Origin of the sequence: Flagellimonas aequoris (assembly GCF_003584165.1) — a bacterium.
Lineage (GTDB): Bacteria > Bacteroidota > Bacteroidia > Flavobacteriales > Flavobacteriaceae > Flagellimonas > Flagellimonas aequoris.
Genome location: NZ_QXFJ01000023.1, coordinates 338,671 through 360,938, shown reverse-complemented (window position 1 = coordinate 360,938; position 22,268 = coordinate 338,671). Strand labels below are relative to the sequence as shown.

Genomic DNA, 22,268 nt, shown 5'->3' with positions numbered 1-22,268 from the left:
TTATGCTCAAAGAACCCATTTCCATAACTGCATTGTCATCGATTTCTGCTTTGGGAGAAACCCAAGACGAGGTTTGGCATTCCTATAACCAAAATGAACATTTTTTCTCCGAGGCCAATATCGGGGAACAAAAGGTTTGGGTTTCGCAATTACCGGAATCCATCAAGCTAAAAATCGAGGATTTGCGTCAGTCCGATACCAAGTATAGGCATTTGGACGATACGGTGCTGTTTGCCATTTATGCGGCCCGAAAGGCTGTGGCCCATACAGGTTGGGCCGAAGGCTCCCAATTTGGTATCAACATAGGGTCGTCCCGAGGGGCCACTTCCCTTTTTGAAAAATATCATAAAGCGTTTTTGGATGAGGGAAAATCATCAACACTTTCCTCTCCCACTACAACCTTGGGGAATATTTCCTCTTGGGTTGCCCATGATTTAAAATCAAAAGGCCCCGAAATTTCACATTCCATTACCTGTTCCACGGCATTGCATGCAGTATTGAATGCCGTGGCATGGATCCAAAGTGGCATGACAGATAAGTTTTTGGTGGGAGGCAGTGAGGCACCCCTGACCCCTTTCACGATTGCACAAATGCAGGCATTAAAAGTGTATTCCAGAGAAAAAAGCGATTATCCCTGTTTAGCTATGGATTTGGATAAAAACCGGAACACCATGGTGTTGGGCGAGGCTGCGGGACTTGCCTGTTTGGAAAAAGGCAATAAATCCAATGCCTTGGCCGTGATAGAAGGTATTGGGTATGCCACAGAACCTTTGGAGCACAGCGTGTCCATAAGTACGGATGCCCAATGTTTTCAAGACTCCATGCAAATGGCCTTGGGTACTCTTGATCCCTCCCAAGTGGATGCCGTGGTGATGCATGCCCCAGGTACCATAAAAGGCGATGAATCAGAATTCAACGCCATTCAAAAGGTGTTCTGTAACAAAATACCATTTTTGACTACCAATAAGTGGAAAGTAGGTCACACCTTCGGAGCTTCTGGCTTGCTCAGCTTGGAAATGGCTGTTTTGATGCTTAACCACCAGAGGCCCATACCCATTCCGTTCGTCACTTACGAAGCACTTCCAAAAACCATTGAAAAAGTTATGGTTAACGCCGTAGGCTTTGGGGGTAACGCCGTGTCGATTTTGCTTTCCAAAAGATAACTTTGGGCACTAATTATCCGCTCAAAGTCTTATCTTAACATCTAGTACCAACTTTAAATTTTGTTGCCATGGAAAATTGGTTTGCGGCTCTGACGCTTTTTGAGAAAGTTTATTGGATTGTTGCCATTGCAGGTTCTGCCATATTATTGGTGCTCGTTTTCATGACACTTATTGGTGGCGATGTGGACGATATGGGCGACGTGGATACCGATATTGAAGCGGATACTGGAATTCATTTTCAGTTTTTGTCCCTTAAGAACCTGATGGGCTTTTTTACCATTTTTGGGTGGTCGGGGATTGCCTGCATGGAGAATGGTCTTTCCACCGGACTTACTGTTTTTATCTCGGTGGTATGTGGATTGCTGATGATGTTGGCCATGGCCTCCCTGTTCTACTATTTGGCCAAGCTGCAGAGCAGTGGTACCCTTAACCTTAAAAACGCAGTGGACCAAATAGGCGAAGTGTACCTTACCATCGGAGCCAACCGTAGCCGGATTGGAAAGGTTTCTGTAAATGTCCAGGGTACTTTAAGGGAACTTCAGGCCCTTACCGATGAAGGTCAGGACCTAGTACAGGGCAATGTGGTAAAGGTCCAAGATGTGACCGACACCGGAATTTTGATCGTTAATCTTTTAAATAAATAATCAGCATGCTAACACTACCATTACAAATGGGCGGAGGGGCCACATTACTGGCCATTGGTTTCGCCATACTGTTTTTCTTTATCATCATTATCTCTTTTATCCGGAGGTATAAAAGATGTCCATCGGACCGGATTTTGGTGGTTTATGGTAAAGTGGGAACCGGAAATTCAGCAAAGTGTATCCATGGAGGGGCGGCCTTTGTTTGGCCGGTCATCCAGGATTACGAATTCTTGGATTTGACTCCAATTTCCATCGAAGTTGATTTAACCAATGCCTTGAGTAGGCAGAACATCCGGGTGAACGTACCGTCACGTTTCACCATTGGTATTTCTACGGAACCTGGCGTGATGCAGAATGCCGCAGAACGACTTTTGGGACTTGGTTTGAAGGAAGTACAGGAATTGGCCAAAGAAATCATTTTTGGTCAGTTGCGTTTGGTTGTAGCCTCCATGGATATTGAGGAAATCAATGCCGATAGGGATAAGTTCCTGACCAACATTTCACAAAGTGTGGAGTCGGAATTGAAGAAAGTGGGTCTAAAACTCATCAACGTGAACATTACCGATATTGTTGATGAATCAGGTTATATCGAAGCCTTGGGTAAAGAAGCTGCCGCCCACGCTATCAACGCCGCCAGAAAATCGGTAGCGGAGAAAAATAGGGATGGAGCCATTGGTGAGGCCAATGCCCTGCAAGACGAACGTTCCCAAGTAGCGGCGGCCAATGCCAAAGCGGTGGAAGGGGAAAACTTGGCAAAAATTAATGTTGCCAATTCAGATTCGCTACGTCGTCAACGGGAAGCTGAGGCTGAAAGAACCGCTATTGCCTCTGAAAAAGTACAGGCTGCAAAGGCGTTGGAAGAATCCTATTCCGCGGAGCGTGATGCGGAGATCGCCAGGGCAGAAAGGGAGCGTAGTTCCCAAATGGCGGATATTGTGATTCCCGCCCAAATCGATAAGCAAAAAGTGGAGATAGAGGCCGAGGCGGAAGCGGAAATGATCCGTAGAAAAGCCAAGGGTGAGGCGGATGCGATCCTGTTCAAGGCCCAAGCGGAGGCCAAGGGTATTTTTGAGGTATTGACCAAGCAGGCCGAAGGTTTGGATAAGATCGTGAAGGCTGCCGGTAATAATCCGAAAGATGCCGTGTTGTTGCTCATTGCGGATAAATTACCGGAATTGGTTGAAAAACAAGCCGAGGCCATCAAAAACATCAAGATCGATAAGGTCACTGTTTGGGATTCTGGCACCAAATCTGAAGACGGCAAGAATTCCACTGCCAATTTTATTTCGGGAATGTACAAGTCGGTTCCTCCTTTGCAAGAGATGTTCAACATGGCAGGAATGGATCTTCCAGAATATTTGAAAGGCAAGGATGTGAAGGCCATCGAAAGCGATAAAAAACCGACAAAACCTTCCAAGGAATCCGAAGATAACAAAGAGGAATAGTCGGAATTTAACAATGGAAAAGAAAGAAAACCGAAGGTCAACCTTCGGTTTTTCTGTTCTATAGACTATTTTTGATTCATGAATCAGACAAGACACGACTGGACCAAGGAAGAAATCCTTGACATATATAATAAGCCTTTGATGGAGTTGCTGTACGAAGCGGCTACCATCCACAGGCAACATCACGACCCCAACACCGTGCAGGTTTCCACCCTGCTTTCCATTAAAACAGGTGGTTGCCCAGAAGATTGTGGGTACTGCCCGCAAGCGGCCCGTTACCACACCAATGTGGAAGGAAACGATTTGATGTCCGTGCAACAGGTGAAAGCCCAAGCTTTGCGTGCCAAGGCTTCAGGCAGTTCACGGGTTTGTATGGGTGCCGCATGGCGAAATGTAAAGGACGGTCCCGAATTTGATCAAGTGTTGGAGATGGTACGCACCATCAACAAGTTGGATATGGAAGTTTGCTGTACCTTGGGTATGGTTACCGAAAACCAGGCCAAACGCTTGGCTGAAGCCGGCTTGTATGCATACAATCACAATCTCGACACATCTGAGGAATATTATACGGAAGTAATCTCTACCCGTGGGTACGAAGACCGTTTGCAGACCATCGAAAATGTGCGTAAGACCAATGTCACGGTCTGTAGTGGTGGTATTATCGGTATGGGCGAAAGTGAGGAGGATCGTGCCGGTATGCTGGTGGCCCTTTCCACCTTGAACCCACAACCTGAATCGGTTCCCATCAATGCACTGGTAGCTGTGGAAGGTACTCCAATGGAAGACCAAAAACCTGTAGAAATCTGGGAAATGATACGAATGGTGGCTACAACCCGAATCGTAATGCCGGAAACCCAAGTACGCCTATCTGCAGGAAGAACGGAAATGACCAGGGAAGGACAGGCCCTTTGCTTTTTTGCCGGTGCCAATTCCATTTTTGCTGGGGATAAATTGTTGACCACGCCCAATCCTGATGTGAATGAGGATATGGAAATGTTCAAACAATTGGGATTGACACCCCAAAAGCCCTTTATCAAGATTTCACAACCACAAACTGTGGAAGCTGCCGATTCCCAATTTGCATCCTTGGGAGAAAAACCAAAATGGTCGAGACCAGGCCATACCATCGAAAGGAACGAATTGGCCAAGGAAAAAGGGGTTGTTTCCAAAAGTTGAGGCGAGTTAACCATTTCAAAACGTTTTAGTAATTTAGCGGTTCATAATTCCTTGAAATCTTGAAGCTGAACCTTGAACAGATACCTAGGGAAAAGACCCTTTCGAAAAGGGAATTTATCCAAAACTATTTCAAGCCCCAAAAACCTGTTGTGATCGAAAGGTTTATTGAGGATTGGCCAGCCTATTCCAAATGGAACCTGGAGTATATGAAACAGGTAGCTGGCGATAAGGAAGTACCCCTTTACGATGATCGGCCAGTAAAACATGATGAAGGTTTTAACGAGCCCCATGCCAGAATGAAGATGTCGGATTACGTGGATTTGTTGAAAAGCGGCCCAACGAGATACCGTATTTTTCTCTGGAATGTTCTTAAAGAGGTTCCAGAACTTCAAAAGGATTTTACCTATCCCGATTTTGGATTGAAATTGATGAAAGGCTTGCCCATGCTGTTCTTTGGCGGGGAAGATTCCTATACCTTCATGCATTACGATATTGATTTGGCCAATATTTTCCATTTTCATTTTGAAGGAAAAAAGCAATGTATCCTTTTTTCACAGGAAGAAACCAAATATCTCTACAAGGTGCCACATTCCTTGATTACCAGGGAAGATATCGATTTTGACAATCCTGATCTGGACAAATGGCCGGCACTGCAACATGCCAAAGGCCATATTGCGGACTTGGAGCATGGAAATGTGCTGTACATACCGGAAGGGTACTGGCACTACATGAAGTATGTGACCCCAGGATTTTCCATGAGTTTACGTTCCATTGCCAAAAAACCCAAAAACTTAAGTAGGGCAGTGTATAATATTTTCGTGATGCGCCATTTTGATAGCTTGATGCGCAAGATGAAAGGCCAGCAATGGATCGATTGGAAAAATGAACAGGCCCTTTTACGTACCCAAAGGCTGATGACCCAAAAGTGGAACTAGGGTTAAATCAACTCGTTAACTTTTTCAAAAACCAAATGACTTTCCCAGCCACGGTACAACAGATAATCGGCTAATTTTTTCTTTCTTTTTTGGATGTTGGTTTCCCTGATCTGATCCAATCGTTTTTGGGCGAGTTCTTCCAAGGTGTCGAGATAATCCCCATCATTGATTTCTTTTAGGGCGCTTTTGATGTTGAAAGCGGAGATTTGTCGTAACTGAAGTTCTCGTACAATTCGGTTCCTACCCCATTTTTTAATATTGAATTTTCCACGGGCATAACTCTTGGCAAAACGTTCCTCGTTCAAATAGTTCTCCTGGATGAGGTGTCCCACAATTTTGTCAATGGCTTCGGGAATCATGTTCATCCCCTTGAGTTTCTCCACTACTTCATAATGGCAACGCTCTTGGTAGGCGCAGTAATGTTCCATTTTTTTGGTGGCCTCCGTAACCGAAACAAATGATTTTTTGGGAAAATGGTTCGGCATTCCTATTGTTTTTTTGATATCTCTAGGGATGTGCCCTTTCCAGTAAAAATGGTTCGGTTTCCTGATGAGGTAATCTGGGCTTCACCTTGCACAATTTGATAATCATCTTGCGGCAACTCTACAATAACTGACCAATTGGGATTAGTTTGCTCTACCTTCATTTGAAGGTTGCCATCCTTGTTTTCGTACCAAATGGAAATTTCATTGTCCCCGATTTTTACATTTTCCAAGGATGCATGGCCCCAAGAGCTTGGCATTTGAGGTTTGATTTTGACCGTCTTGTGTTGCGCCATGGGTTGAATGCCAAAAAATTGCCGAACAATGGGAAAGGCAAAGGCATAAATGTTCCATGCCTGGGTCACCATCCCATAATCTGGTGAAACTTCATAAATGCTTCCGGGTATGGCATAGCTGAAGGTGCGGGTCATCCGCTTCAGATAATCCAGGGCTTCATCAGGTCGCCCATAATTGTTCTCGGCAACTGCTTGAACGCCTGTGGGCAGTGTCATCACGGCACCTGTATAAGAGAATACTTTACTACCTTTAAAGGAGCCCATGTCCTTTCCTGCGGATTCATCCCGATCAATCCCCGTGACGAACATCCCGAAGGGATTTGTAAATTTCTTGGCATTGTCCAATGCTGTGAAGGCTTTGGAGGAATCGGCGATGCCCATCTCCATTGGAGTGTTCACCACCCAATTATGATAGAGCACAAAGGGCCTTGGTTGGTTTGATGGATGATCGAGAATCTGCTGTTTGGTCGCTTGTAGTTCCTTCACGGCCCATGGTTTGTTCAAGGTATCAGCCCTTATTATGGCATTTTCTATTAAATGGATGGCTTGTTCGTCCGTTCCAATAAAATCAGCATAGGACCCAAATGGGTCCGACCAGAATTCATCGTTGATTTTTTGTTTCAAGGTGTCCGCTAATGCTTGATATTTCTTGGCCAATTCCGGTTGTTCCAATTCGGAGGCCATTTGCGCAGCATCGGCAAAGGCTTTTTGGGTATAGGAAGCCACATCGATCATTTCACTGTTGAGACCGTGTATTTCCATCATCCCAAAACCATCGGGGAAAAGATTTTGGTTCCCATCATTTTCAGCCAATAGCCAATCCAGTCCTTTTTGTACCGTGGGGAAATACCTTTTCAGGAATTCTTTGTCTCCGTTCCAGCTATAGATTTCCCATATCAAAGAGGCAAACTGGGGAGTTTCGTTGATATTTCCTTCATTAAATACGGCCCCATTGGTAGACATTTCATGAAGGATCCGACCATTGCCATTGAGGACCATGGAAACACTATCCAAAAGTTGGATGGTCTTTTCCACAATATCCTCACGGCCTATGGCCATATATCCTTTTAGGGCATATTCGCTGTCCACACCAAACCACCAAGGATAATCAGGCAGTCCGGCTCCAATACCCGTTCCGATTTCTGGTATTGTACGCACCAACCAATCGCAATTGTACTTAAGCCATGTAAAGGCTTGCTCCAAGTCTTTATCCGGAATGGTAAGCTTGGTTTTGCTGGCCAATTCGGAATATCTTTCCTTCTTTTCTTGGGCCAGGGAATAAAAATTATTTTGGATTGAAGTATAGTTTTTCTTAGCATCTTCCAAGGAAGTATACGATCCTGCGATGGTAAAATTCAATATAAAATTTGACTCGGCAGGAAGTTCAATCTCGTAGATCAAGGTATTGGAAACCCCGTTAGCAGCATTTGGATTCTCATGGGTCAAGGTCAAGTCAGGGGTTTGTTCAGACCCAAAAATGCTGAACCATGGATTGGATACATCCTTTACTACCCATTTCTTTCCATCGAAGGTGGCTTCGTCCTTGCCATCAATCATGTTGGTTCGTTCTCCAAGCCAAGTGGGTCTTAAATCGGTTTGGCCATTAAATTGGAATTTCCCTGTTTTGGTTTCTTTTGAGTTGTTATGGATTACATATTGAACAAAAACGCCTTGTTTTCCATCGGGAACAAACTGAATACGTTCTACCGAAATATCTTCTTCGTCGAATTCAAACCGGTGTTTGTTCGCAAAGGGATAGTTTACGAACTCGGATGCCTTGTTGAAGGGCATCACATGACCGTTGATAATCATTTCGGCATCAAACCCATCCATAAGCTTGATGGGATGGTCCCAGATTCCTCCCATTTCACCCTTGATGTGCCATCCCAAAGGAGGGAAGCTCCCATCTTGATGGCCGACCATATAGATGCGGTCCCCGGCAGTTACAAAAGGGGATTCCAGATAGGATAGTTTCCCCTGGATGGAATCGGAATCTTGCAATAACCTTGATATGGGCTGTACTGTTTGTTTGGAGCAGGCCGCAATAAGGAAAATGGATGTCAGTAATAAAATTGGTCTCAATGGTGTGCCTTGCATTGGTGAATGCATAAAAGTAGCATTTTGTGACGAAACCCTTTTAAACAAAAAAAGCGGTCCATTTTGGACCGCTTTTTTATTAAGGTATATTGATTGTTTTACCGTCTTTGTCTTTAAAACGATATTCCAGATACTGGTATGCATCCCTTGGCTGGATCTTGATCCATTTTTTATAGGTCTTGAACCATTTGGAACGTATGGAAGGAAAACCTTTGGTAAGGTAAGCGGCTATGAACGGGTGTATGTTCAATACAATGCCGTCCGGCTTTTTCTCACCTTTGATGATCCTCTCCAGATCTGACTGGATTTTATCGATCAAGACAATGGGCGCTTCCACTTCGGCACCCGCTACGTTCGGATTTTCCTCACTGGTCTTGATGTTCATTTCGGGACGTACCCGCTGCCTTGTAATCTGGACAAGGCCAAATTTACTGGGGGGCAAAATCTTGTGTTTTGCCCTATCGTCCTTCATTTCTTCCCTAAGGTGATCGAACAGTTTTCTTCTGTGATCTCCTTTGGTCATATCGATAAAATCGATGACGATGATTCCGCCCATATCGCGCAAACGCAACTGCCTTGCAATTTCTGAGGCGGCCAATAGGTTTACTTCCAAAGCGGTGTCTTCTTGGTTCTTTGCCTTGTTGGAGCGGTTTCCACTGTTCACGTCGATTACGTGCAGGGCTTCGGTATGCTCTATAACAAGGTATGCCCCGCGGCTCATGGATGCCGTGCGTCCGAATGAGGTTTTGATCTGACGTTCGATCCCGAACTTTTCAAAAATGGGGGCCGGACCCGTGTATTGCTTTACAATGGATTCTTTTTCGGGTGCAATTTCATGCACATAATCTTTGATCTGATTGTAAAGTGTTTCGTCGTCAACATATATTCCGGTAAAGGAATCGTTGAAGACATCCCGAAGGATGGATGAGGCCCTGTTAAGTTCCACCAACACTTTGGATGGATGGGGCGCTCGCTGCAATTTCTTGCACATTGCTATCCATTTGGATAACAGGTTCTGAAGATCTTTGTCCAGTTCTGCAACCTTTTTGCCTTCTGCAACGGTACGGATAATGACACCAAATCCCTTGGGCTTGATACTCTTCACGAGTCTGATCAAGCGGTCCTTTTCTTCCTTGCTCGCTATTTTTTGTGATACCGAGACCCGATCGGAAAACGGGACCATGACCAAGTAACGGCCTGCAATGGATAGCTCGGAGCTTATCCTAGGGCCCTTGGTGGATATGGGTTCTTTTACAATTTGTACCAATAATGACTGATTGGCCTTGATCACATCGTTGATGCTGCCATTCTTGTCAATGTCTTTTTCAAATGGAAAATCTTTGAGGGTATAGTCCTTTAACTTCCCTGTCCTGACTCTTTTGATGAATTTCAACATGGAGGACAACTGCGGACCAAGGTCATGATAGTGCAGGAACGCATCTTTTTCATAACCTACATTGACGAATGCCGCATTTAGGCCTGTAACGGGTTTTCTTATCTTGGCTAGGAAGATATCCCCTACGGAAAAGTTGTTGTTATCCTCTTCTTTGTGGAATTCTATTAGTTTTCCATCCTTTAGTAAGGCAAAATCGACTGCTTCGGGAGTAGATCTAACAATTAATTCTCTATTCACCTGAATCGATTTTTATTCGTCCCAATCGAAGATTGTGGGACAAATGATTAAACAATATATGGTGTCGGTCATTTTTCGGACCGACTGAAATTCGCTTCTTGAATCTCTATGTCAAAGAACGTTTACGTGTAAAATGAAAAAGTAGTTGCAACAACTACTTTTTCTTGTGTCGGTTAGCTCTTCTACGTTTTTTACGCTTGTGGGTCGCTACCTTATGTCTTTTTCTTTTCTTTCCACTCGGCATATGGCTCTTCCTTTAGTGTTGTTATATAATTATTTTACTTGAACGTTGCTTTTTACGCCTTCCACAAAAACTTTGGCTGGCTTGAATGCAGGGATATTGTGTGCTGGAATTTTGATAGTGGTGTTCTTGGAAATGTTCCTACCTGTTTTTTCCGCTCTGGTCTTGATGATAAAGCTCCCAAAACCTCTTAGGTAAACATTATCTCCGTTTTCCAAAGACGATTTAACCTCGTCCATAAAAGATTCCACTGTCGCTTGCACGTCTCCTTTTTCAATTCCTAGTTTCTCTGAGATTCTAGTTACAATATCTGCTTTCGTCATTTCTCTTGATTATTTTTTTCTTGTTTTTTTCGGCTTGCAAATATAAACATTAAAATTAATCTTTCGTTTAAACCCTTTAATTTTAAGTATATAAACTGATACATTTGATTCCTAGTATTTTTTTGCATGTCTTTTTCCCATAAAATTCTGGATTGGTACCATACCCATAAAAGGGAACTTCCTTGGAGGGAAACCCGTGATCCCTATAAGATTTGGCTATCCGAAATCATGCTCCAACAGACCCGTGTGGCGCAGGGAATGCCTTATTACCATAGGTTTTTGGAGGCTTTCCCCATGGTTCACGATTTGGCCGAGGCCCAAGAGGAAAAAGTATTGAAGCTTTGGCAGGGCTTAGGATACTATTCCCGTGCCCGCAACCTGCATGCCACTGCAAAAATGGTAGTGGAGCAATTTGGAGGTAAATTTCCACACACTTACAAAGAGCTAAAATCCCTGAAAGGGGTTGGGGATTATACCGCCAGTGCCATTGCCTCTTTCTGTTTTGATGTGCCCGAACCGGTGGTTGACGGTAATGTGTACCGGGTGTTGGCCAGATATTTTGGCGTGGACCTTCCCATAAACAGTCCTTCTGGCATAAAATATTTTAAGGAATTGGCGAGGGAGGTCATGGATGCGGAACAGATTCGGGATTACAACCAAGGGATCATGGAGTTTGGGGCCATCCAATGTGCACCCAAAAAACCCTATTGTTTACTTTGTCCTTTGAATGAGGGATGCGTGGCCCTTAAGGAAAACAAGGTGGACAGCCTTCCCATAAAGAACAACAAGACCAAGGTACGGGTCCGCCACTTTAATTATTTGGTGTATTTGGATATCCATAACAATACATTATTGGAGCAACGAAAGGGCAAGGGCATTTGGCAAAACTTGTATCAATTCCCGTTGGTGGAGTCAGAAAAAGAAATGAATCCTGACGAAATGGAGCATTATTTAAAAAGTGAAGGCAACCCACAATTGCTGGATATGGCTATACCTTACAACCCGGATCCCATCATCCACAAACTTTCCCATCAACATTTACACACAAAATTTTGGATCGTAAAAACTTCTGATATATTGGAGGAGGGAACGGCTTGGGAAGAAGTAACCCAATTCCCGGTACCTGTTTTGATAGCCGATTTTATCAGGACATTGAAAATTTAGTATTTTTGATTAATTAGAGAACTATGAGCGGAACATTGAACAAAGTAATGCTGATCGGGCATTTGGGAGACGAAGTGAAAATTCACTATTTTGAAGGAGGTAACTGTATAGCCAGATTTCCATTGGCCACCAATGAGACCTATACCAATAGGCAGACGGGTGAGAAGGTGACCAACACGGAATGGCACAATATAGTGGTAAGGAACAAGGCCGCTGAAATATGTGAAAAATACCTGAGTAAAGGAGATAAGGTGTATGTGGAGGGAAGGTTGAAGAACAGACAATGGCAGGGTGAGGATGGCAATATGCGGTACACTACCGAGGTGCATGTTCAGGACTTTACATTTTTGACCACCAAAAATGAAAGTATGGCAAATACCCAAATGTCGGGAGGTACCGCGCCACAGAATGTACCATCTAGACCCAGTGCCCCGGAAGTCCCTGTAGATGATACCGAAGAGGATGATGACCTACCATTCTAAAAATAAAGTTTAAAGCGATACAAATTTGGATCCCGAGCCCCATTGTTTGGCAATTTTCTTTACGGCGTTTAGTGGAATCTTCACTATAAAAATACTTGTGCTTTTGTTTCTGTTGGCAGGGTCGGCCTTGATTTCTGCGGCAGAAGTCGCCATGTTCGGACTTTCCCAGACCGACATCAACGAACTGGAAGAAAATGATTCTTCACGCGGGAAGTTGATTGCACGTTTGTTGGACAAACCCAAAAAATTATTGGCCACCATTCTGATCACCAACAATGCCATAAACATAGGTATTGTGTTATTGTTCAGTTCCATTGGTGATACCCTCTTTGTAGGGATTGATGGAACCCTTCGGTTTTTGTTGGAAGTGGTAATGGCCACTTTCTTGATCTTGATGTTCGGGGAAATCCTTCCCAAAATATATGCCAACCGCAACCGGGTACAGTTTTCCCAATTTATGGCCGTGCCCTTAAAAGGATTAAATTTTTTGTTCACCCCATTGAGTATGCCCATGCGGTCGGCCACACTTTATTTGGAAGACAAGCTCGGCAAGCAAAAATCGAATCTGAGCATCAACCATTTATCACAGGCATTGGAACTTGCCTCCGAAGGGGATACCACCAAGGAAGAACAAAAGATCTTGGAGGGCATTGTTACCTTTGGCAATACGGATACCAAGCAAGTGATGCAACCTCGCATCGATATTTTTGCCCTTAACGAAAAAATGAAGTTCCCAGAAGTGCTTCTGGAAATCAAAAAGAATGGATATTCCAGGATTCCGGTGTTTTCCGAAAACATGGACAACGTTTTGGGGGTGCTTTATGTAAAGGATCTTTTGCCCTATATCGACCGCAAAAGTTTTAATTGGATGTCACTCATCCGCGAACCCTACTTTGTTCCGGAGAACAAAAAGCTGGATGACCTGTTATTGGAATTTCAGGAAAAGAAAAATCATCTGGCCGTGGTGGTGGATGAATATGGGGGTACATCCGGAATTGTTACTTTGGAAGATGTAATCGAGGAAATCGTGGGCGATATCAGTGATGAGTTTGATGATGAGGATCTGATTTTCTCCAAATTGGATGACCATACTTATGTTTTTGATGGAAAGACGGCCCTAAAAGATTTTTATCGGGTGGTGAAGATTGAGGAGGAAGAGGAATTTGAAAACCAAAAAGGGGAATCCGAGACCATCGCCGGATTTGTGCTCGAGATTTCCGGTAGTTTCCCGAAAGTGGGAGAAAAGGTGATGTTCAACGATTACCAGTTTATTGTAGAAAGTATGGACAAAAAAAGATTGAAACGCATAAAAGTAACCTTGCCCCATGAAGCATAGCCCGATTATATTCTTCGTTTTAGCCATACTTTTTATAGGATGCAAGGAAGACGTACTGCCCAAACCCAAGGCCATGTTGCGCTTGGAATACCCTGCCGCTACATATGTCCAAACCAATTTGGACTGTCCTTATGTATTTGATCAAAATACCCTTTCTGAAATGAAGGAAAACAAGGATTGTTCCTTGGAGGTGGACTATCCAATGATGCATGGGTCCATCTATCTAACCTATAAACCAGTCCATGGAAATTTGGACACCTTGTTGATAGATGCACAGAAATTGTCATACGAACATGTGGTAAAAGCGGACAACATCATAGAACAGCCGTTTATCAACCAAGATCATGGCGTCTATGGCATGTTCTACGAGGTCAGCGGGAATGCGGCATCACAATCCCAGTTTTACGTAACGGACAGCATCCAACATTTTGTGACCGGGTCCTTGTATTTTTACGCCAAGCCCAATTATGATTCCATCCTTCCGGCGGCCATGTATTTGCAGAATGACATCCGAAGGATTATGGAAAGTATCAGGTGGGAGTGATTATTCCTCCTTCGCCTTGGCCAAAAGGGCTTCCGCCTTGGCAATACTATTATTGATCTGGTCTTTTACAACCTGTACTTTTTCTTCTTCCTCGTTGAGCCATTTTTGTTTTTGCTCGGTGAGTTCCTTCCCATTCAGTATTTCATCGGAGTTGAACCGATCGCCAAATTCCTTCATCCAATCCATCATGGATACATGGGCTTCCTGAAGATCTTTCATGGCCGCTTCGTATTGTTGGCCCACTTCAGTGGTGTCAACTTTGGCTTTCAGTTGGCCGACCAATTTTCCCAATTTTCCCATTTCTGGCATCACCTCGTCATGGATGGCCATTACACGCTCCATTTGGGTTGGTCCCTCGGGAGTCTTTTTTTCCTCTTTACAGGATATGATACTTAGGGATAAAGCAAGAACGGATAAGGATAGTATTTTTTTCATGTACCTAGTTTAAAATTCAAATTTAATTATGAAATCTTTTATGGATGGATAATACTTAATTAAAATGTATTAATAGGTGATTATGGTTACCTAAAATAAAGAATGAGGTTCTTATTTTTGCATTTATTTTTTCGAATACACTGAATCTTTGGTTCAAACACAAGTACATATAAAAGGTGGGCAGTCCGTTTTGGTAGGACTTTTTATTGCCTTTATTCTGATAAGCAATCTTCGCTTTTCTTGTATGTACGTGTATTATAGCATTGATAGGGAGGGATTCATCGAGCGACTTTGTGAGAACAAGGACAAACCCGAATTGAAGTGCGACGGTAAGTGTATGCTGGCCAAAATGCTCCAGGCGCAAACCGATGAGGATGAGCGCCCTATGCCCATCATTGGTTGGGAGCAGGTACTGGTCTTTTTTGTGAAGTTGCCAGATTTCAGACTTCAAAATGCCATCGATACCGATAATGTGTACCATCATTATACCAACAATTATTCCTACAGGTTCAGCTATGTCCTGAACAAACCGCCCATCACTTAAGATTTTGCAGCGTAAGTCGGCAAACCTGGTTTGCTGCATTGTATAATCTTAAATTTTATTTCAAAATGAATATCAGTTCAATGACAAAACTTTGTGTTTTGTCTTTTGGGACCACTGTGTCCTATGCGCAAGTGTCTACAGCGCAGGATTCCATTGTAAGGCCACCCGTTCAATTGGATGAGGTCTTGGTGGAAGGAAAAAGTAAGACCGATCCCGTATTTTCCATGTTCAAGAGCGAGCCGGAAAAAAAGGTGGTGCAATCCAAAAACGTGGCCGACCTTTTTAAGGACATCAATGGATTTGCCTTGATCAAAAGGGGCAATTATGCCATAGACCCTTCTTTTAGGGCATCACAATATGAACAACTCAATGTGCAGTTTAATGGGGGTACCAAGGTCATGCATGCATGCCCCAACCGAATGGATCCCATCACCACCCATGTGATTCCGGAAGAGATAGAGCGTGTGGAGGTGGTCAAAGGGCCATATACCTTTAGATATGGACCTACCTTTGGTGGCATCGTGAATTTGGTGACCCAAGAAGTGGAAAAACAGGAAAAGGGTTATCATGGTAAGGTGAATTTTGGTGGGGAGAACAATGGGAATGCCATAACCACCTTTGCCAATGTAAAATACGTACAGGAAGACTTCGATGTGGATTTCAATGCAGGCTATCGTGATTTTGGAAACTATGAAGATGGGGATGGCAATGAAGTACCTTCATCTTTCAAAAGTACCGATTATGGGGTGCAATTGGGGTACAATCCTGATGAAAACCAACGGGTCCAGGTTGGTTTTCGACAGTCTTTTGGACGTGATGTGCTACATGCCGGTTTGCCCATGGATACCAAAGAGGACAATAGTAATGTCCTTTCGTTGGATTACAAATTGGATGGTCTGTCAGGCGATTTAAAGGCCCTGAGTGCCAAATTGTATCGGTCCAAAGTGGATCATATCATGTCGAATGAGCTTCGGCCAAGTTACAACAGCACTGAAGCAGTTTCCGAGGTCGATGCCACCACAATGGGTGGGAGGGTCGAATTGGAATGGAGGCCTGTCCAAGATCTTAAATTGTACACAGGGATTGATGCACTTTCAGTTGGGAGGACAGGAAACAGGACGCGTTTGGTAAAACGCAACATGAATGGGGACCTATTGCCCATGCCCATGGAGTTTGTGGATGAGGTTTGGCAAGACGCCCAGATCGATGACTATGGTGCTTTCGTGGAAGGTAAATATCCCTTTTCAGAAAAATTCTTGATGAACATTGGCGTTCGATATGATCTGGTTCGTTCCAAAGCTGATGCCCCAGCGGAAGATTTTGTGGCATTATACCCTGATTTGGAGGCAAGGACCGAAAATAATATCAGTACAACGGTGTCCTTCAAATATATGGTGAGTTCCAATCTTTTGTTTGAATTGGCCTTTGGTAGGGGTGTGCGTTCGGCCAATATGATCGAACGGTACATCAACCATTTTACTGTAGGCCAAGATGCGTACGAATATGTAGGTAATCCGTATTTGGATGCAGAAGTGAACAATCAGTTTGAGTTGGGTATGAAGGCGAACAGCCATTTTGAGGGTTATGTTTTCAATGGATTGGATTATGGAGCCTCTGTATATTACTCCATTTATGAGAATTACATTGTGGCAGTCATTGATCCTAGTCTGGACAAGAAATATATGCCCATGGTTCAGCCTACGGAGGTGAAAAGGTTTGCCAATTTGGACCAAGCCTATAAAACAGGTTTTGAGGTTTTCGCGCAATTGGATTTTCTTCAAGATTTCTCGTTCAAAACGGAATTGTCCTATGTATTTGCCAAGAACAAGGATCTGGATGAATCCCTGCCTTTGACGCCACCCTTGGTGTCTCGTTTTAACCTGCGTTTTGAAAAGGAAAAAATGTGGGCCAGGGCTACCTATACGCTTACCTCCAAGCAATCCGAGATTGCCCCTTCTTTTGGTGAAACGGAAACGGATGGTTATGGAATTGTAGACCTTAGTTTTGGGGCAAAACCTTTTCAACATTTTACCGTTGGGGTTGCTGCTACGAATCTTTTTGATGTGGCCTACCACAACCACCTGAATTTTTCGTTTGTGAACCAGGCCGATTATGGCAGGGTTCCGATCAACGATCCGGGAAGAAACCTTACGGCTTTTGTGCAATACAGTTTTTAAGGTTGATGTAAAGTGAAAACAAAAAAGGCGCCCATTTGGGCGCCTTTTCAATAAAGTATGATGTGATTATTTAAAATCCGAGGCGTCTACCCCTTCGTTTACCTTGATTTCCTTTACCATGAACTCAAAGGTTTGGGGACCCATGTTTTGGGTAATCTTGAACGGGAATTTGATACCCGAAACTTCTTGGTAGTCACCATACCCTAAAGTACTGGTCATTTGTTGACCTTGTACTTCCTGGGTATTGATCTCTTGTACTTTTAGACCGGTTTCCACATCGTAATAGGCGGTTTTGCCATCACTGATTTTGAGTTTATAGGCTTTGGAATCTCCTACAGGCTCAATGCCTTCCAAAGAAACATTTCCGGCGGCCAAGTAATTAAGCTCGGGGAAAGCGGACGATTCTTCCTTGATTTTCTCAATTTCTTCAGTAGAAAGGTCCTTTCGTTGCCCTTGGACCACCATATAGCCGGAGTCTCCGTCCAACACTTGCTTGGACATGGAATTCCCCATCACTTTAACATCTTGCATAAACTGGTCCTTGGTGGTTTTCTTCATCTCAAGTTCCAGTTTCATGCCCTGCATTTCAGCTTCGGCAACCATGGAATACGACTCTACACCATCCAGTTTGGATTTTCCGCCGATGGCTTCAATATATTTTTCCAAAACGGTATTGGCATCTATTCCTTCGGGAACTTCTGCGTTGTAATTGGGTTTTTCGGTTTTGTTGGCGTATTTGTCGTAGAAAAGTACAGGAACGGCTTTTCCATTAAAGGAAACTTTTTCCAAGTTTTCCAATACATCACTTCCCTTACCTGTGACCACTACCCTGGCATTGGTGGTAGAGAAATATTTTTTGGCCGCTTTTTGCACGTCTTCGGCAGTAACCGATTGAAGGCGTTCCAAATATGTCTTGTAAAAATCTTTTGGTAAATCTTCTGTTTCAATATTCAAGGCATAATTGGCGACGGTTTCAGGGCTTTCCAATGCCATTACAAAGCTACCCGCGTATTTGGCCTTGGCATTCGTCAATTCCTCTGCACTTACAGGCTCGGTTGTCATTTTGTTGATTTCTTCCAAGATCTGTACCACGGAACTATCGGTCACTGCGTTTCGCACTTGGGCATACGCACTAAAGCGCATGGGGCTGTACTTATTGTCGCGGAGTCCGGAATAAGATCCGTACGTGTAGCCTTTATCCTCCCGCAGGTTTTTGAACAAGCGGGCCTGAGATCCCCCTCCTAAAATGCGGTTGGCCAAAAGGGCATCCAAATAATCGGGATCCTTCATCTTCAAGTTGGTGATGTTCTCCACAGCCACTTCGGATTGTACGGCGTTCGGCACATCAACAAAATTGATTTGGTTGTATTGCACATCTGTTGGGTCTGAATAAGTAAAGGAAGGGGGCACCGCCTTGGACCAAGGGGTAAAATATTTGGTCACCAACTCCTTTACATTCTCAAACTCTACATCCCCGATGACCACCAAATATGCATTGGCAGGCACAAAATAAGAACGATAGAATTGTTCCACATCGGCAAGCGTTACGTTGTTCACGGTTTCCTCCGTGGTGATTTCACCATAAGGGTGGTTTTTGCCATAGGCCAAGGCTGTCTGGACCCGAGTTGCAATGGCGGAAACGTCTTTTTCCTCGGATTTGATGCCCGTTAGGATCTTATCCTTTTCCTTTTCAAACTCCTCTTGGGTAAAGTTTGGATTGAGGGCAGCATCTGCCAACAGTTCCAAAATTCTTGGGAAATATTTGGAAAGGCAGCTTGCAAAAGCACTTTGGTCGCCCACATAGATATTGGCCCCCAAAAAGTCCACCTCCTCATAAAAATCATCTTTAGGGATGTTTTTGGAACCCTTGCCCAGCATGCTGGATGTTAGATCGGAAACCCCGGCCTTGTCCCCTTGTAAAATAGGGGGATTGTCAATGGTCAATTGAATCCGAACCCTTGGAAGCTTGTGGTTTTCTACCACCAATACTTTCAATCCGTTGCTGAGTTCAAAACGGGCAGGTTCTTTAAGGTTAATCTCAGGAGCGGGTCCCGGTTTGGGTTGTTTGCTTCTATCAATTTGTGCGTATGATGCTGTCATCAATAAAGACAGCACGGTCAATACAAAATACTTTTTCATCTTAGTTAGCGTCTTTTTGTTCTGGTAAATATTCCAATTCCACTCGCTGGTTCACCTTCAAATATTTTTTGGCCACTTCCATGATCTCTTCACGGGTTATGGAGCGATAAATGTCGATTTCGGTATTGATGAGGTTGGTGTTGTCCTTTAACAAATAGTCTTCGGCAAGATTGTTCGCGATGCCCTCAACACTGCTATTGGCATTCACGTACATGTTTTCGAACTTGTTCTGGAGTTTTTGATAATCCTTTTCAGAAATCAGTTCCATTTGAAGTTTTAGGATTTCTTCGTCGATTTCCTTTTTAAGGTCTTGGATGGAATTTTCTCCTACGGGAAGTGCTCCCACTACATAAGAGCTATAATCTTCGGCATCGATGGGCACAGAAATGACCTGAAGAGCCATTTTCTTTTCGTCCACCAATTTTTTGTAGAGTTTGGAGCTTTCGCCATCACTCAAATAGGTGGATATCATGTTGATGACATAAGCATCACGTTGACCTTGCCCCGGAGTCCTGTAAGCCAACAAAATGGCTGGAATCTGGATATTGGGGTCATGATATTTTGCATAAATGGTTTGGGTAATGGGATCTTCCTTGATATCGGGTCTTTTGATATCGGCACCTTTTGGAATGGGCCCAAAATAATCGGTGACCATTTTTTTGGTCTTTTCAGAGTCAATGTCCCCCGCCACGATCAATACGGCATTGTTGGGCACATAATAGGTTTTGTTGAATTTTTTGAAATCATCCAAAGTGGCGCTGGCCAAATGGTCCAAAGAACCGATTACCGCCCAACGGTATGGGTGTTTGGTATACAGGTTTTTTAAAAGTTGCTCAAAAAAGGCACCGTAAGGGGAATTGTCCACACGCAGCCTTCTTTCTTCCTGGACCACTTCTTTTTGGGTGTCGACCCCAACCTGCCCGATGATCGGGTGCATCATCCGTTCAGATTCCAACCAAAGGCCTACTTCCAAACTGTTGGATGGGAAAACCTCATAATAATAGGTGCGATCCAAAAAAGTGTTGGCGTTGTTTCTTCCTCCGTTGGCCGCTGTTATTTGATCCCATTCTCCACGGGCAATATTTTCAGTGCCTTCGAACAGCAGGTGTTCAAAGAAATGGGCAAACCCCGTTTTTTGGGGATCTTCATCTTTCGATCCAACGTGGTACATAACGGAGACAGTCACCACCGGAGCGGAGTTGTCCTGATGCAAGATCACATGCAACCCGTTGTCCAGATCATACTCTTCAAATGCCACTTCTTGTGCAGAAACCAAGGTTCCCACAAGGAGCAACGAAAATGCAGAAAGCAAGTGTTTTTTCATTGTAAATGTCAGTATTAGAAATTAATGGTGTTGTTTAGAGGTTGGTAGCGATTTCTTGCTCGATGTTACGCTAAATATAGGATAAAATCAAAAGAAAGTAGAATACAAGGTCAGTCTTTTACCACAAATTATAGCATAATTGGCAAACATTCAGTAATTTAAACAATGGATTCAAAAAGCATGATAATGAAAAATTTAACCCTTCCGATCCGCTTTGGCATTGTGACCAGTGCCGTATTGATTGCCTATTTTTTGATTTTGGCGCTATTGGGCAAGCACACCAATGTTTTCCTTAGTCTGTTCAATGGGGTGATTACGGGTTTTGGAATCTATGAGACCATCAAATACACAAAGCTACGGCAAGGCAAGGGCTTTAGTTATGGAAACGGGTTTACGGCCGGGGTCACCACGGGCTTTGTGGCGACACTGCTGTTCACCATTTTTTTTGCATTTTATGCCACGGAATTGGACAGTGGTTTTTTGGACGAACTGTCCACCGCATGGTCCAAGGACTATAAAAACTTTCAGGGAATCGTTTTCTTTACGGTGGCCATCATGGGGTTCGCCACTACCTTGGTGTTGACCCTTTCCTTCATGCAGTTGTTTAAAACCTCCAACAACGGCAAAAAATAATGGCTAAATGCGGTAATAATACTTGTAGATTAAGGATTTAGCAGTATATTTGCACCCGCTAAATTTGATAAAGCGCTATAATTTTAATCTAATCAACGCATTATGTACGCAATTGTAGAGATGGCAGGGCAGCAATTCAAAGTTGCAAAAGACCAGAAAGTGTACGTTCACCGTTTGCAGGAGGATGAAGGTAGCAAAGTTACCTTTGACAAAGTCCTTCTTTTGGAAGATGGAGGAAACGTTACCATTGGCGCCCCAGTCATAGAAGGTGCGGCTGTAGAAGCCAAAGTTGTAAAGCACCTTAAAGGAGATAAGGTAATCGTTTTCAAAAAGAAAAGACGTAAAGGTTACCAAAAGAAAAACGGACACAGACAATATTTGACCGAGATTGTGGTTGAAAGTATTGTTGCTTCAGGTGCCAAGAAAGCTGCTCCAGCAAAGGCCAAAGCTGAAAAACCAGCTGCCGAGCCTAAAAAGGAAGCCGCTAAAAAAGTTGAGGCCCCTAAAGCAGAAGCTCCAAAGGCAACTGAGGACCTAAGTTCAAAAACCGTAGCTGAATTGAGAGATTTGGCCAAGGCCAAGGACATTAGCGGTTACTCTTCTATGAAGAAAGCCGAGTTGATCGAAGCATTAAGCAAATAAGAATAGAACCAAAATTTAGATATCATGGCTCACAAGAAAGGTGTAGGTAGTTCAAAAAACGGTAGGGAATCGGAATCGAAACGCTTGGGCGTTAAGATTTTTGGTGGTCAGGCCGCTGTTGCTGGTAACATCATCGTTAGACAACGTGGTACCAAGCACAATCCTGGAGACAACGTATACGCAGGTAAAGACCATACCTTGCATGCCAAGGTAGACGGTATCGTTAAGTTTGAGAAAAAAGCGGGTGGAAAATCTTTTGTTTCCATCGAGCCTTTCCAAGCTTAAGAACAAGTTTATATATACTTCAAAGGCCCTACAATTGTGGGGCCTTTTTGTTTTCCGTTTATTTTTTAAAGGTTTAATAACCTAATGGTGATGTTGGGATGAGGTCGAATGGTTTTCTTGATTCCCAT

The 22,268-nt window shown here is 43.6% G+C and carries 21 protein-coding genes; 14 read left to right on the top strand and 7 right to left on the bottom strand.

From position 1 onward, the window contains the following. The first annotated feature begins 2 nt into the window (after positions 1 to 2). The 5 genes from D2U88_RS10280 (at position 3) to D2U88_RS10260 (ending at position 5,363) form a co-directional block, all read left to right on the top strand. On the top strand, positions 3 to 1,163 hold the full coding sequence (locus tag D2U88_RS10280; RefSeq protein ID WP_119640486.1) for a beta-ketoacyl synthase N-terminal-like domain-containing protein: 1,161 nt from the start codon (positions 3 to 5) through the stop codon (positions 1,161 to 1,163). A 68-nt stretch (positions 1,164 to 1,231) separates the two neighbouring features. After that, positions 1,232 to 1,807 (top strand): hypothetical protein, encoded by a 576-nt coding sequence (locus D2U88_RS10275; RefSeq protein ID WP_119640485.1) that lies wholly within the window; start codon positions 1,232 to 1,234, stop codon positions 1,805 to 1,807. 5 nt (positions 1,808 to 1,812) lie between these two features. Next, on the top strand, positions 1,813 to 3,252 hold the full coding sequence (locus D2U88_RS10270; protein ID WP_119640484.1) for a flotillin family protein: 1,440 nt from the start codon (positions 1,813 to 1,815) through the stop codon (positions 3,250 to 3,252). A gap of 78 nt (positions 3,253 to 3,330) precedes the next feature. After that, on the top strand, positions 3,331 to 4,428 hold the full coding sequence (bioB, locus tag D2U88_RS10265) for a biotin synthase BioB (protein WP_119640483.1): 1,098 nt from the start codon (positions 3,331 to 3,333) through the stop codon (positions 4,426 to 4,428). 59 nt (positions 4,429 to 4,487) lie between these two features. Then, entirely contained in the window at positions 4,488 to 5,363 is an 876-nt protein-coding gene (locus D2U88_RS10260; RefSeq protein WP_119640482.1) for a cupin-like domain-containing protein, read from the top strand. A gap of 2 nt (positions 5,364 to 5,365) precedes the next feature. Here D2U88_RS10260 and D2U88_RS10255 read toward each other — a convergent pair whose 3' ends face one another. From D2U88_RS10255 to D2U88_RS10240, 4 genes are all read right to left on the bottom strand, one after another. Next, a complete protein-coding gene (locus D2U88_RS10255) occupies positions 5,366 to 5,848 on the bottom strand; it encodes a regulatory protein RecX (RefSeq protein ID WP_119640481.1) in 483 nt (160 codons plus the stop codon). Positions 5,849 to 5,850: 2 nt separating this feature from the next. Further along, complete coding sequence (locus tag D2U88_RS10250) at positions 5,851 to 8,250, bottom strand: alpha-L-rhamnosidase-related protein (RefSeq protein ID WP_235855770.1); 2,400 nt, start codon at positions 8,248 to 8,250, stop codon at positions 5,851 to 5,853. A 67-nt stretch (positions 8,251 to 8,317) separates the two neighbouring features. Next, the gene (locus tag D2U88_RS10245; RefSeq protein ID WP_119640480.1) at positions 8,318 to 9,871 is read right to left on the bottom strand and encodes an Rne/Rng family ribonuclease; all 1,554 of its coding nucleotides are present in this window, start codon (positions 9,869 to 9,871) and stop codon (positions 8,318 to 8,320) included. Positions 9,872 to 10,144: 273 nt separating this feature from the next. Then, on the bottom strand, positions 10,145 to 10,435 hold the full coding sequence (locus tag D2U88_RS10240; protein WP_119640479.1) for an HU family DNA-binding protein: 291 nt from the start codon (positions 10,433 to 10,435) through the stop codon (positions 10,145 to 10,147). 126 nt (positions 10,436 to 10,561) lie between these two features. Here D2U88_RS10240 and mutY point away from each other — a divergent pair, with 126 nt between their 5' ends. From mutY to gldD, 4 genes are read left to right on the top strand one after another with little or no spacing between them, the layout of a single operon-like run. Next, the gene (gene mutY / locus D2U88_RS10235) at positions 10,562 to 11,599 is read left to right on the top strand and encodes an A/G-specific adenine glycosylase (protein WP_119640478.1); all 1,038 of its coding nucleotides are present in this window, start codon (positions 10,562 to 10,564) and stop codon (positions 11,597 to 11,599) included. Positions 11,600 to 11,622: 23 nt separating this feature from the next. Further along, entirely contained in the window at positions 11,623 to 12,081 is a 459-nt protein-coding gene (locus tag D2U88_RS10230; RefSeq protein ID WP_119640477.1) for a single-stranded DNA-binding protein, read from the top strand. A 25-nt stretch (positions 12,082 to 12,106) separates the two neighbouring features. Continuing rightward, positions 12,107 to 13,417 carry a gliding motility-associated protein GldE gene (locus D2U88_RS10225; RefSeq protein ID WP_119640476.1) on the top strand — a complete coding sequence of 437 codons (1,311 nt, stop codon included), beginning with the start codon at positions 12,107 to 12,109 and terminating at the stop codon, positions 13,415 to 13,417. Continuing rightward, positions 13,407 to 13,961: a gliding motility lipoprotein GldD gene (gene gldD, locus D2U88_RS10220; RefSeq protein WP_119640475.1), complete on the top strand. Its 555-nt coding sequence runs from the start codon at positions 13,407 to 13,409 to the stop codon at positions 13,959 to 13,961. The genes D2U88_RS10225 and gldD overlap by 11 nt, the downstream gene beginning before the upstream one ends. On the opposite strand, the gene D2U88_RS10215 is transcribed toward gldD, so the two are convergent. Further along, positions 13,962 to 14,396 (bottom strand): hypothetical protein, encoded by a 435-nt coding sequence (locus tag D2U88_RS10215; protein ID WP_119640474.1) that lies wholly within the window; start codon positions 14,394 to 14,396, stop codon positions 13,962 to 13,964. It abuts the gene before it with no gap. A 244-nt stretch (positions 14,397 to 14,640) separates the two neighbouring features. Here D2U88_RS10215 and D2U88_RS10210 point away from each other — a divergent pair, with 244 nt between their 5' ends. Further along, entirely contained in the window at positions 14,641 to 14,940 is a 300-nt protein-coding gene (locus D2U88_RS10210) for a hypothetical protein (RefSeq protein ID WP_147378576.1), read from the top strand. 80 nt (positions 14,941 to 15,020) lie between these two features. Continuing rightward, complete coding sequence (locus D2U88_RS10205; protein WP_119640472.1) at positions 15,021 to 17,117, top strand: TonB-dependent receptor domain-containing protein; 2,097 nt, start codon at positions 15,021 to 15,023, stop codon at positions 17,115 to 17,117. 66 nt (positions 17,118 to 17,183) lie between these two features. On the opposite strand, the gene D2U88_RS10200 is transcribed toward D2U88_RS10205, so the two are convergent. Together D2U88_RS10200 and D2U88_RS10195 are read right to left on the bottom strand one after the other, a co-directional pair. Further along, a complete protein-coding gene (locus tag D2U88_RS10200) occupies positions 17,184 to 19,256 on the bottom strand; it encodes a M16 family metallopeptidase (protein WP_119640471.1) in 2,073 nt (690 codons plus the stop codon). A 1-nt stretch (position 19,257) separates the two neighbouring features. Continuing rightward, a complete protein-coding gene (locus D2U88_RS10195; protein ID WP_119640470.1) occupies positions 19,258 to 20,580 on the bottom strand; it encodes a M16 family metallopeptidase in 1,323 nt (440 codons plus the stop codon). Between the two features lie 186 nt (positions 20,581 to 20,766). Between D2U88_RS10195 and D2U88_RS10190 the strand changes: the two genes are divergently transcribed. The 3 genes from D2U88_RS10190 to rpmA all read left to right on the top strand — a co-directional run bounded on the left by D2U88_RS10190 (position 20,767) and on the right by rpmA (position 22,140). After that, positions 20,767 to 21,213 carry a DUF4199 domain-containing protein gene (locus D2U88_RS10190; RefSeq protein ID WP_119640654.1) on the top strand — a complete coding sequence of 149 codons (447 nt, stop codon included), beginning with the start codon at positions 20,767 to 20,769 and terminating at the stop codon, positions 21,211 to 21,213. Between the two features lie 102 nt (positions 21,214 to 21,315). Continuing rightward, on the top strand, positions 21,316 to 21,855 hold the full coding sequence (gene rplU / locus D2U88_RS10185) for a 50S ribosomal protein L21 (protein ID WP_119640469.1): 540 nt from the start codon (positions 21,316 to 21,318) through the stop codon (positions 21,853 to 21,855). A gap of 24 nt (positions 21,856 to 21,879) precedes the next feature. Then, on the top strand, positions 21,880 to 22,140 hold the full coding sequence (gene rpmA / locus D2U88_RS10180) for a 50S ribosomal protein L27 (protein WP_119640468.1): 261 nt from the start codon (positions 21,880 to 21,882) through the stop codon (positions 22,138 to 22,140). Positions 22,141 to 22,268: the final 128 nt, after the last annotated feature.

Coding starts and splice junctions, on each gene's coding strand:
- D2U88_RS10250 (WP_235855770.1), bottom strand. CDS start 8,250: ATGCATTCACCAATGCAAGGCACACCATTGAGACCAATTTTATTACTG.
- rpmA (WP_119640468.1), top strand. CDS start 21,880: ATGGCTCACAAGAAAGGTGTAGGTAGTTCAAAAAACGGTAGGGAATCG.
- D2U88_RS10205 (WP_119640472.1), top strand. CDS start 15,021: ATGACAAAACTTTGTGTTTTGTCTTTTGGGACCACTGTGTCCTATGCG.
- D2U88_RS10195 (WP_119640470.1), bottom strand. CDS start 20,580: ATGAAAAAACACTTGCTTTCTGCATTTTCGTTGCTCCTTGTGGGAACC.
- D2U88_RS10200 (WP_119640471.1), bottom strand. CDS start 19,256: ATGAAAAAGTATTTTGTATTGACCGTGCTGTCTTTATTGATGACAGCA.
- mutY (WP_119640478.1), top strand. CDS start 10,562: ATGTCTTTTTCCCATAAAATTCTGGATTGGTACCATACCCATAAAAGG.
- bioB (WP_119640483.1), top strand. CDS start 3,331: ATGAATCAGACAAGACACGACTGGACCAAGGAAGAAATCCTTGACATA.
- gldD (WP_119640475.1), top strand. CDS start 13,407: ATGAAGCATAGCCCGATTATATTCTTCGTTTTAGCCATACTTTTTATA.
- D2U88_RS10190 (WP_119640654.1), top strand. CDS start 20,767: ATGAAAAATTTAACCCTTCCGATCCGCTTTGGCATTGTGACCAGTGCC.
- D2U88_RS10215 (WP_119640474.1), bottom strand. CDS start 14,396: ATGAAAAAAATACTATCCTTATCCGTTCTTGCTTTATCCCTAAGTATC.
- rplU (WP_119640469.1), top strand. CDS start 21,316: ATGTACGCAATTGTAGAGATGGCAGGGCAGCAATTCAAAGTTGCAAAA.
- D2U88_RS10210 (WP_147378576.1), top strand. CDS start 14,641: ATGTACGTGTATTATAGCATTGATAGGGAGGGATTCATCGAGCGACTT.
- D2U88_RS10255 (WP_119640481.1), bottom strand. CDS start 5,848: ATGCCGAACCATTTTCCCAAAAAATCATTTGTTTCGGTTACGGAGGCC.
- D2U88_RS10240 (WP_119640479.1), bottom strand. CDS start 10,435: ATGACGAAAGCAGATATTGTAACTAGAATCTCAGAGAAACTAGGAATT.
- D2U88_RS10275 (WP_119640485.1), top strand. CDS start 1,232: ATGGAAAATTGGTTTGCGGCTCTGACGCTTTTTGAGAAAGTTTATTGG.
- D2U88_RS10230 (WP_119640477.1), top strand. CDS start 11,623: ATGAGCGGAACATTGAACAAAGTAATGCTGATCGGGCATTTGGGAGAC.
- D2U88_RS10270 (WP_119640484.1), top strand. CDS start 1,813: ATGCTAACACTACCATTACAAATGGGCGGAGGGGCCACATTACTGGCC.
- D2U88_RS10280 (WP_119640486.1), top strand. CDS start 3: ATGCTCAAAGAACCCATTTCCATAACTGCATTGTCATCGATTTCTGCT.